11 protein-coding genes are annotated in these 10,006 nt (G+C 74.8%); 3 read left to right on the forward strand and 8 right to left on the reverse strand.

Features of this window, described 5'->3' with window-relative positions; translation table 11 throughout:
- Window positions 1–91: 91 nt before the first annotated feature.
- Genes E1265_RS27335 through E1265_RS27345 form a run of 3 tightly spaced genes read right to left on the reverse strand, consistent with a single transcriptional unit; the run spans window position 92 to window position 2,579 of the window.
- Window positions 92–742, reverse strand: a complete 651-nt coding sequence (locus E1265_RS27335; protein ID WP_132933667.1) for a response regulator transcription factor — start codon at window positions 740–742, stop codon at window positions 92–94.
- A complete protein-coding gene (locus tag E1265_RS27340; protein WP_132933668.1) occupies window positions 739–1,851 on the reverse strand; it encodes a DUF5931 domain-containing protein in 1,113 nt (370 codons plus the stop codon). Before E1265_RS27340 ends, E1265_RS27335 begins: the two co-directional genes overlap by 4 nt.
- 5 nt (window positions 1,852–1,856) lie before the next feature.
- Window positions 1,857–2,579, reverse strand: coding sequence for a lysophospholipid acyltransferase family protein (locus E1265_RS27345; RefSeq protein ID WP_243741144.1), 723 nt, complete (start codon window positions 2,577–2,579; stop codon window positions 1,857–1,859).
- Between the two features lie 101 nt (window positions 2,580–2,680).
- On the opposite strand from E1265_RS27345, the gene E1265_RS27350 reads away from it, so the two are divergent.
- Together E1265_RS27350 and E1265_RS27355 are read left to right on the forward strand one after the other, a co-directional pair.
- Entirely contained in the window at window positions 2,681–3,451 is a 771-nt protein-coding gene (locus tag E1265_RS27350; protein WP_132933670.1) for an alpha/beta fold hydrolase, read from the forward strand.
- Window positions 3,448–3,969 (forward strand): hypothetical protein, encoded by a 522-nt coding sequence (locus E1265_RS27355; RefSeq protein ID WP_132933671.1) that lies wholly within the window; start codon window positions 3,448–3,450, stop codon window positions 3,967–3,969. Before E1265_RS27350 ends, E1265_RS27355 begins: the two co-directional genes overlap by 4 nt.
- A 28-nt stretch (window positions 3,970–3,997) precedes the next feature.
- Here E1265_RS27355 and E1265_RS27360 read toward each other — a convergent pair whose 3' ends face one another.
- From E1265_RS27360 to E1265_RS27380, 5 genes are all read right to left on the reverse strand, one after another.
- Complete coding sequence (locus tag E1265_RS27360) at window positions 3,998–4,696, reverse strand: endonuclease/exonuclease/phosphatase family protein (protein WP_132933672.1); 699 nt, start codon at window positions 4,694–4,696, stop codon at window positions 3,998–4,000.
- A gap of 14 nt (window positions 4,697–4,710) precedes the next feature.
- Window positions 4,711–5,652 (reverse strand): ROK family glucokinase, encoded by a 942-nt coding sequence (locus E1265_RS27365; protein WP_132933673.1) that lies wholly within the window; start codon window positions 5,650–5,652, stop codon window positions 4,711–4,713.
- A gap of 84 nt (window positions 5,653–5,736) precedes the next feature.
- Entirely contained in the window at window positions 5,737–6,261 is a 525-nt protein-coding gene (locus E1265_RS27370) for a DUF5304 family protein (RefSeq protein ID WP_165953901.1), read from the reverse strand.
- A gap of 46 nt (window positions 6,262–6,307) precedes the next feature.
- On the reverse strand, window positions 6,308–7,546 hold the full coding sequence (locus E1265_RS27375; RefSeq protein ID WP_132933674.1) for an ArsA-related P-loop ATPase: 1,239 nt from the start codon (window positions 7,544–7,546) through the stop codon (window positions 6,308–6,310).
- Entirely contained in the window at window positions 7,543–7,989 is a 447-nt protein-coding gene (locus tag E1265_RS27380; RefSeq protein WP_132933675.1) for an SRPBCC family protein, read from the reverse strand. Before E1265_RS27380 ends, E1265_RS27375 begins: the two co-directional genes overlap by 4 nt.
- 169 nt (window positions 7,990–8,158) lie before the next feature.
- Between E1265_RS27380 and E1265_RS27385 the strand changes: the two genes are divergently transcribed.
- Window positions 8,159–9,973 carry an AMP-dependent synthetase/ligase gene (locus tag E1265_RS27385; protein WP_132933676.1) on the forward strand — a complete coding sequence of 605 codons (1,815 nt, stop codon included), beginning with the start codon at window positions 8,159–8,161 and terminating at the stop codon, window positions 9,971–9,973.
- The last annotated feature ends 33 nt before the right edge of the window (window positions 9,974–10,006 follow it).

Below are 10,006 nucleotides of genomic sequence, written 5' to 3' on the forward strand. Positions count from 1 at the left end.
GGCCGGGCCCGTGGCGGCTGCGCCGCCGGGCCACGCGGCCCCGCACGGCCGCCAGCCCGGCCGCGGCCTACGCCAAGCGCGTAGCGGACGGTCAGTCGAGGCCGCGTTCGATCGCGTAGCGGACGAGCTCGGCCCGGTTGTGGAGCTGCAGCTTGCCCAACGTGTTCTGCACGTGGTTCTGGACCGTCCGGTGCGAGATCACCAGGCGCTCGGCGATCTGCCGGTACGTGAGCCCCTTGGCGACCAGCCGCAGCACCTCCGTCTCGCGCTCCGTGAGGTGCGGGACGTCGTCGGCGACGGTGGTCGAGGCCGCGGCGGCAGCCGCCAGGCGGCGGTACTCGCCGAGCACGAGGCCGGCCAGGCCAGGCGTGAAGACCGGTTCGCCGGCCGCCGTGCGGCGTACCGCGTCGACCAGTTCCGCGACGCTCGCCGACTTCACCAGGTAGCCGGTGGCGCCTGCCTTGACCGCCTCGAGCACGTCCCGCTGCTCGCCGCTCGCGGACAGCACGAGCACCCTGACCTCGCCCGCCAGCTGCCGGCACACCTCGGCGCCCGGCAGCCCGGGCAGGTTGAGGTCGAGCACCAGCACGTCGGGGAGCGCGGCCCGGGCGCGGTGTACGGCCTGCGGGCCCTCGCCCGCCGTGGCGACGACATCCATGCCGGCCTCGCCCAGGTCGCGGGCCACCGCGTCGCGCCACATCGGGTGGTCGTCCACCACCATCACCCGCACGGTGGAACTCATCGGTCCGCTCCCTTCGGCACCCGCATCTCGACCTCGGTGCCCTGGCCGGGCACCGATCCCCACTCGGCGCCGCCGCCGAGGTCACGCAGCCGTCCCCGAATGGACTGGGCCACGCCGAGACGGCCCTCGGCCGCCGCCACGGCCAGCCGGCCAGGAGGGATGCCAGGCCCGTCGTCCCGCACCGTGACGAGCACCGCGTCGGGCTCGTCCTCCAGCAGTATCCACGCGTTGGCGGCCGGTCCCGCGTGCCGGCGGACGTTGTCCAGGGCGGCCTCCACGGCCGCCGTCAGCTCGCGCGCGGCCCGCGCCGGCAGCTCGACGGGCGTGCCAGGGCCCACGAGAGTGACGCGCTCGCCCCGCCCGGCGACGGCCGCGAGCAGCGCCCCGACGTCCTCGCGGGACGCCGTCGCCCGCGGCTGCGGCGCGTCGGTGACCAGCGTCCGCAGCGCGCGCTCCTGCTCGCCGGCCAGCCGGCCGAGCTCGGCGGCCTCGCCGCCGAGCGCCGTGCCGCGCCGCTGGACCATCGCCAGCACCTGGAGCACGCCGTCGTGGATGTCCCTGGCCAGCCGCTCGCGCTCCCTGGTGGCCGCCTCGATCCGCAGCGCCCTGGCCAGCAGGCGCTCGCTGGCCCGCGCCACCTCCACCACGTAGCCGATGGCGACGGCGGCCACACACACCAGCACGGCGTTGTGCAGCGCCGCCCCGGAGTAGCGGCCGTCCTCGACCAGGTTGGCGGCGCCCATGACGACCGCCGCCGCGCCGCCCCAGAGCCAGCCGCCCCTCAGGGCGACGGCGAGCACGGAGCCGGCGACCCAGATCGACGGCAGCGTCGGGCGGACCGTGGCGTCCGGGTCGGCGACCAGGGTGAGGAGCGTGCCGCCCACCGCCATCGTCATGTCGACCGCCAGGAACCGGGGGGTGCAGCGCTCGCCCGAGGCGACCAGGGGGGTGGTGAGCAGCGTCCAGAGGGTGAGCGTGACCAGGTAACCGGCGCCGACCAGCGGCCGGCCGTAGTCGTCGTGGGCGAGGAGGAAGAGGCCGAGCGCGTAGCTCAGGGTCAGCAGCCGGTAGCCGGTGAGCGCGCGCCACAGCGGTCGCTCCACGGACACGCGCGCTACTCCTTCGGCTCCTTCTGCTCGGGCCGTTCCTCGGCGGACTGGCCCTTGGCCGCCTCGGCGAGCATCCGCTTGGCGACGGTGGCGTAGATGTCCACGTACTCCTGGCCGGAGAGTTTCATGATCGCGTACATGACCTGGTCGGTCACCGAGCGGAGGATGAAGCGGTCCTCGTCCATCCCCTGGTAGCGGCTGAAGTCGAGCGGCTCGCCGATCCGGATGCCGGGCCGCATCAGCTTGGGGACGACCTTGCCCGGCGGCTGTATCTTCTCGGTGTCGATCATGGCGACGGGTATCACCGGCGCCCCGGTGGCCAGCGCGATCCGGGCCAGGCCGCCGGGCTTGCCGCGGTAGAGGCGGCCGTCGGGGGAGCGCGTGCCCTCGGGGTAGATGCCGAACAGCTCGCCGCGCTCGATCACCGCGATGCCGCTGCGTATCGCGGCCTCGCCCGCGGCACGCCCGCCGGAGCGGTCCACGGGCAGCTGGCCGACGCCCTTGAAGAAGGCGGCCGTCAGCCGGCCCTTGATGCCCGGCGAGGTGAAGTACTCGGCCTTGGCGATGAAGGTGACCTTGCGGTCGAGCACCGCGGGCAGGAAGAAGGAGTCGGAGAACGACAGGTGGTTGCTCGCCAGGATCGCGGGCCCCTCGACGGGCACGTGCTCCCTGCCCTCCACCCAGGGGCGGAAGGCCACCTTCAGCCCCGCGCCCACGGACATCTTCATCGCCCCGTACAGCACCCCGTCAACCTCCCGTGTTCTATGAGGCGACCTTACTGGGGAATAGGGTTACTGGCGCCCTACGAGCCGAACGGAGCGAGCAGACGATGCGCCTTCTTCCCGGGGCCGAGCCCTACGCACACCACGGCTCGTCGACCGGCGTGTTGCTGTGTCACGGCTTCACCGGCACCCCGCACTCCCTGCGCCCCTGGGCCGAGCACCTGGCGGCCCGCGGCCTGACCGTCTCGCTGCCCCTGCTGCCCGGGCACGGCACCCGCTGGCAGGACATGCGCCACACCGGCTGGGAGGACTGGTACGCGACGGTCGAGCGGGAGCTGCGGGAGCTCGGCCGCCGCTGCGAGACGGTGTTCGTGTGCGGCCTGTCGATGGGCGGGGCGCTGGCGCTGCGCCTGGCGGCCCGGCACGGCGCGGCGGTGACCGGGGTCGCCGTCGTCAATCCGGGCGTGACCTTTCCCTCCAGGGCGGGCTTCCTGCTGCCGGTGCTGCGCCATCTGGTACCGAGCGCCAAGGGGATCATCTCCGACATAGCCAAGGAGGGGGTAACGGAGTCGGGGTACGGGCGGGTGCCGCTGCACGCGGCCCACTCGCTGCGGGCGCTGCAGCGGCTGGTGCGGGCCGAACTACCGCGCGTCACCCAGCCGTTGCTGCTGATGCGCAGCGCGGAGGACCACGTGATCGCGCCCGGGGACGCGGCGCTCGTCCGCGATCGCGTCTCCTCGACCGACCTGACGGAGCTGCTGTTGCCGTCCAGCTTTCACGTGGCCACCCTGGACCACGACGCGGAGCGTATCTTTCAAGAGACGGACGCCTTCATCACCCGGCTTGCACCGGCTCGCGACAAGGAAGACTCTCCGTGACGGAACGTGACCAGGAGCGCGGCGACGGCCGCGACCCGATCGACGAGGAAGCCGCGTGGGCCGAGATCGTCGCCGGCTACGGCGAGGAGCCGGCCGATCCCCCTGGCGTCTGGCCGAAGGCGGGCGAGCTCGACCTGACGGACACGGTCGACCGGGTGCCGGTGGCCGAGCCCGCGGAGGGGCCGGCCGACGGTCCGGCGGGCGCCGGTCCCACCGGGGGTCCGCTGAGCGGCCCCCGGGACTGGGAGGCCGCGGAGGACGAGGACGAGGACCACTTCGTGCCGCCGGAGCCGCCGCCGCTGCCGGAGACCGACCTGACGACCAAGCTGGCGTGGGTCGCGGTGCTCGGCGGCCCGCTGCTGCTGATCGGGGCCGTGCTGCTGCAGCAGCGGATGACCTGGTGGCTCGTCACCCTGGGCGTGGGCGGCTTCCTGGGCGGCTTCGCCACGCTGATCACCCGACTGCGGGACGGCCATGACGACGACTTCACGGACCCGGGCAGCGGCGCCGTCGTCTAGGGCCTGCCCCAACCCGGGCGGGCCGGGTTCAGGGGGTGAGCCTGGCCAGCACCGGCAGGTGGTCGGTGGCGGCGCGTAGGTCGGCCGGTGCCGGCTCCTCGGGCACTCCGCAGCCGAGCACGGTCACCGCCTGGGTGCACAGCACGGCGTCGATGCGGCGCTCGGGGCCGGCCGCGGGTGAGGTGAACTCGCCGCCCTCGGGGGCGAGTTCCCAGGCGTCCCGCAGGCCGCGCGAGGCCAGCAGGCGGAACGCGGCACCGCCCGGGTCCTCGTTGAGATCGCCTGCGAGCACCGCGGCCGGGGCGCCGAGCGCGGCGAGCCGGTCGGCGACCAGCGGCGCGTGCCGGCGGCGCTCGGCGTCCCGCAGGCCCAGGTGGCAGCTGACCACCGCGAGCCTGGGCCCGCCGGCGAACCTGAGCACGGCGGTGGCGAGACCCCTGCGGTGCAAGCCCGGGGTGTACGGCAGGGTGAGGTCGCCCGCCGACTCGACGAGCACCCGCGGCGCCGCCATGATCATCGGCCCGGTGGCCGAGGCGCCGCCGCTCACCAGGTACAGGCCGGTGGCGCGTGCCAGGCGCGCCACCCGGCGCCGCCAGCCGAGGAACCGCGGGGCCTCCTGGACGCACAGCACGTCCGGGGCGCAGGCCCTGATCACCCGGGCGAGCGCCGCCGTGTCGTCCCGCATCGAGCGGATGTTGTAGCTGAGCAGCCGCACCTCGGTCGGCATCGGGACGCCGGCGCTCAGCCCTGACGCGCCAGGTCGGCGGCGCCCACGAGGCCCGCCCTGCCGCCGAGTTGGGCGGCGAGGACCTGGGCGTGCGGCCGGTAGCGCCCGCCGACGAGCCAGCGGCGGAAGGACTTGCGGATCGGCTCGAGCACCAGGTCGCCCTCGTCCGAGACGCCGCCGCCCACGATGAAGGCCGAGGGGTCGAAGAGGGAGGCGAGGTCGGCGAGGCCGGCGCCGGCCCAGCGGGCCAGCTCGCGGAAGGAGTCGACGGCCACCTTGTCGCCGCGCCTGGCCGCCGCGCTGACGTGCTTGCCCTCGATGCCCTCCGGGGTGCCGTCACCCAGGCCGAGGAGCACCTCGGCGGCATCCGGGGTCGCGGTGGCGCGCTGCCGCGCGTAACGGACGAGGGCGCGGCCCGAGGCGTACTGCTCCCAGCAGCCCTGGCTGCCGCAGCCGCACAGCAGTCCGTCGGGGACGACGCGGACGTGGCCGAACTCGCCTGCGACGCCGAACCGACCGCGGTAGAGCCGGCCGCCCATGATGATGCCACCGCCGATGCCGGTGCCCAGGGTCACGCAGATGACGTCGTCGTGGCCGGCGCCCGCGCCGAACCGGTACTCGCCCCAGGCGGCGGCGTTGGCGTCGTTCTCCACGACCACGGGCATGCCGACCCGCTGCTCGACCTTGTCCTTCAGCGCCTCGCGGCGCCAGTGGATGTTCGGCGCGAACAGCACGGTGGCGCGCTTGTCGTCCACGTAGCCGGCGGCGCCGATGCCCACGGCCTCGGCCGAACTGCCGCTGCCGACGGTCTTGACGGCGTGCGCGATGGCCTCCACGACGCCCTCGGGGGTGGGTGGGGTCGGCACCTGGCAGGTATCGAGGATGGCGCCCTCTTCGTCCACCACGCCCGCCGCGATCTTCGTCCCACCGATGTCGACGCCGATGGTCAGTCCCATATGTCCCTGTATCCCTCAAGTGATGTCAGTGGATCCCCGCTCGCGAACACGGTACCGGAGCGGGGCCGGGCTGACCGCCCCGCGTCAGTCCAGGTCGATGCGGTGCGAAGGGCCGTCGGCGGGCGGGTCCTCCGGCTCCTCGGGGTCCGCGGCAGGCGCCGCCGGCTCCCCGGACTCGGCGTCGCTCGAAGGCCGTTCGGCCTCGCGGGTCCAGCGCTGCTCGTGGGAGAGCACGGCCGCCCGGTAGGCGGCGAGCAACTCCTGGCCCGCGTTGGCCAGATGCTGGATCGCCTCGGCGTTCCGCTCGAGCACCGGCTCGACCGCCGCCCTGGCCTGGGCCGCGAACCCCGCCCCCGCCCCGGCGCCGAGGCCGCCCAAACTCCCGCCGAGGCGGCCCAGTTGGTCGGTGATGGCCTCGGCGAGCCTGCGCAGCTCCCGCACCGCGTCGCCGGTCGCGGGCGGCGGCTCGTCGCCGTACTCGCGACGCCGGCGCTCCCGCTCGGCGGCCAGGTCCTCGGCGCAGGCGCTGGCCCAGGCCTCCTCGTCGGCGGCGCCGGCTGCCCGCCCGCCGTGCTGCTGTGCGTCGTCCCGGTCGACGTCGTCGCTCATCGCGGCCCTCCGATGCGTGTGCCGTCGCTCTCGACGGTACCCCGGGTCAGTCGGCGCGCGGGACGCCGGCCAGGGCGCGGTCCGGCCAGCGGTCGGGGTCGGGGGCGAAGCGGACGGCGAGCTCGGCGGCGTCGGTGAAGGCGGCGCCGGCCACGGTGCAGCGGCGCAGGGCGGCCGGCAGCGGCAGGGCGCGGCGGAACGGGCCGGTGGTGACGACGAGTTCGTCGCCGCGGCGGACCAGGTCGAGGTCGTCGCGGGTCGCGCCGGGCAGCGGGAGGTGCCAGACCAGCAGCCCGTCGGTGGCCAGCCGGTCCTCGACGGTCGGCTCGGCGACCACGGCCGCCCCCGGCTCGCCGAGCGGCGGCAGCGGCAGCTCGGCCAGGTCCTCGGGGCGCACCGGGCGGCCGAGGTGCGGCAGCGGGTGCGGGGCGGTGAGGCCGGTGGCGCGGCCGAACGCGTCGAGGACGGCGCGCTGCCCGGCCGCCAGGTCGGCGAGCAGCGGGGCGGCGGAGCCGGCCGGCAGCAGCCGATTGGCGATCAGCGCCTCGACGCCGAGGCCGTGCAGGGCGAGTCCGGCGCGGGCGGCGCGCGCCTGCGCGGCGGAGCGCTCGGTGGGGTCGATGACGAGTCGGACGGCGGTGCCCGGGCTCTCGAAGAGCCGTTCGAGGACCGCGAGCTCCCCGTCCCAGCGGTCCGCGGTCTCGTAGAGGCTCTGGGCCGGCAGCGGCACGCCGAGCAGTTGGGCGACGAGGGGACGCAGGGCGCGGGCGGTCTGTCGCTCGGGCGGCAGCAGCCGGCGCAGGTAGCGGCGGAGCTGCCCGGGCAGGGCGAGCGCGCGTATCGCCTCGGTGACCGGCGGCAGGTCGACCACGACCAGCGACCAGCGGCCGGCGGCGTGGGCGGTGCGCAGCGCGTGCAACAGGGCGAGCGGGGCGGCGCCCGGTAGCTCGGTGAGCTCGTCGTCGTCGAGGACGCCGGCGCCCAGCGCGTCGAGGGCCGGGCGCGCGTGCCGCTGGGCGGCCAGCACGCCGGCGCGGAACCGGCCCGCCGCGTCGATCCTGGCGACGGCCGGGCCGCCGGCGAGCTCGACCGGCTCCTCCGGCCAGGCGGGCGGGACGGTGTCGAGCAGCGCGGCCAGCCGCCCCGCCGGCTCCTGGCTGAGCAGCAGCGTCGACCGGCCGGCGCGGGCCGCGGCCAGCGCGGTGGCGGCGGCGACCGTGCTCGCGCCGTCCCCGCCGGGTCCGGTCACCAGCAGGGTGCGGGCGCCCGGCGCCTCGCCCGTCACTCGGGAACGCTCTCGACGCGCTTCTTCAGGCCGGCCAGGGCCCGGTCGATGATGACCTTCTCGGCCTTGCGCTTGATGCTGCCCAGCATCGGGATCTTGACGTCGACGGTCAGCTGGTAGGTGACCTCGGAGTGCTTGCCGCCGGCCACCGAGGCCACCCGGTAGGAGCCGTCGAGGGTGCGGAGCATCCTGGACTTCACCAGCGACCAGCGGATCTCGTGCTCGTCCGGGTACTGGTAGGCCAGGGTGTGCTCGTCCTTGATGGCGCCGGCGTCGAGCAGCAGCCTGACCTCCTCGGCGCGGCCGTCCGGACGGCGCTTGAGGATCTCCGCCTCCTTGACCTCGCCCGTCCACTCCGGGTAGCGGCCGAAGTCGGCGATCACCGCCATGACCTCGGCCGGGGTGGCTTCGATGGTGATGCTCGACCTGGTGTGCTCGGCCATGGTCATGGCTCCTCGCGAATCTCCCGCTGCCTTCCTGGGAAGGCTATCGCGCGTGGTCGCCAGGCCCGCACGGGAGGCGTCACGTGCTCAGCAGGGTACTCTGCGCGAAGAGCCAGGAACGTGGCTTCCCCCGGCAAACCACGGCAAACCACGGCAACGAGGAGCTTCAGTGCGTGAGTTCGCCCTTCCCGCCCGTTACGAGGTGCCGCCGGGCGGCAGCCTGGCCGATCTGCCGCGTGTCAACGCGGAGCGCACGCCCGACCTCGCGGTCCTGGCGCGCCGACGGGACGACGGCGGCTGGGCGGACGTGACCGCGACCGCCTTCCACGCCGAGGTGCGGGCGGTGGCCAAGGGTCTGCTGGCCGCCGGGATCAGCCCGGGTGACCGGATCGGCCTGCTCTCCCGCACCCGCTACGAGTGGACGCTGCTCGACTTCGCGATCTGGACGGCCGGGGCCGTGTCGGTGCCGATCTACGAGACCAGCTCGCCCGAGCAGGCATGCTGGAACCTGTCCGACTCGGGCGCGGTCGCGGTGGTCGTGGAGAACGAGCGGCACCTGGCCGTGATCGAGGGGCTGCGCGACCGGCTGCCCGAGCTGCGCACGGTGTGGTGCCTGGACGCCGGGGACGACGAGCCGGGCGCCGTCGCCCTCCTGACGGCCGCGGGAGGTGAGGTGCCGGAAGCCGAGCTCGACGCGGCGCGGGACACCGTCACGCCGGACTCCCCCGCCACTCTCATCTACACCTCGGGCACCACGGGCCGTCCCAAGGGCTGCCTGCTCACCCACCGCGCCTTCCTCACCGTGAGCGGCAACGGGCTGGCCCAGTTCGGGCCGCTGTTCCGCACCGGCGAGGCCTCGCTGCTGCTCTTCCTGCCGCTGGCCCACGTCCTGGCCCGCATGGTCCAGGTGGCGACGCAGCTCGCGCCGATCAGGCTGGGCCACGTGCCGGACGCGGCCACCCTCACCGACGACCTGGCCTCCTTCCGGCCGACCATCGTGCTCGGCGTCCCCCGGGTCTTCGAGAGGGTCTACAACGCGGCGCGGGCCAAGGCCGAGGAGCAGGGCAAGGGCCGGATCTTCGACCGCGCGGCGCGCACCGCCGAGCGGTACAGCCGGGCGCTCGACACACCGCGCGGCCCTGGGCTCGGGCTGCGGCTGACGCACCGGGTCTTCGACCGGCTGGTCTACCGGCGGCTGCGGTCCGCCCTCGGCGGCCGGGCCACTCACGCCATCAGCGGCGGCGCGCCGCTCGGCGAGCGCCTCGGGCACTTCTTCCGTGGCATCGGCTTCACGGTGCTCGAGGGCTACGGCCTCACCGAGACCTGCGCGCCCACCGCGTTCAACCCGACCGACGCGCCCCGCATCGGCACGGTCGGCCCGCCGATCCCCGGCACCCGGATGCGGATCGCGGACGACGGCGAGGTGCTGGTCCAGGGCGACCACCTCTTCCAGGGCTACTGGAACAACGAGCCGGCCACCCGCGAGGCCATGGTGGACGGCTGGTTCCACACCGGCGACCTGGGCTCGCTCGACGAGCACGGCTATCTGACGGTCACCGGTCGCAAGCGGGAGATCCTGGTGACGGCCGGCGGCAAGAACGTGGCCCCCGCGGTCATCGAGGACCGGGTGCGGGCGCACGCGCTGATCGCCGAGTGCCTGGTGGTCGGCGACCGCCGCCCCTATGTGGCGGCGCTGATCACCCTGGACGAGGCGTTCCTGCCGCGTTGGGCGGCGGAGCACGGCCTCGGTGACCTGCCGCGCGAAGAACTGCTGGGGCGGGAGGAGCTGCGGGCGGCGGTCCAGGAGGCGGTCGACGACGGCAACGCGGCGGTCTCCAGGGCCGAGTCCATCCGCCGCTTCCACGTACTGCCCGGCCAGTTCACGGAGTCCGCCGGCCACCTGACGCCGTCGCTGAAGCTGCGGCGGCATGTGGTGACGAAGGACTTCGCGAAGGAGATCGACGCGATGTACGGCGGGTCGTAAGCGCTCCCCCTCACCTGCCGAACGGTTCTCCCC

The sequence above is a fragment of the Streptomyces sp. 8K308 genome, from assembly GCF_004348315.1.
Classification (GTDB): Bacteria; Actinomycetota; Actinomycetes; order Streptomycetales; family Streptomycetaceae; genus Streptomyces.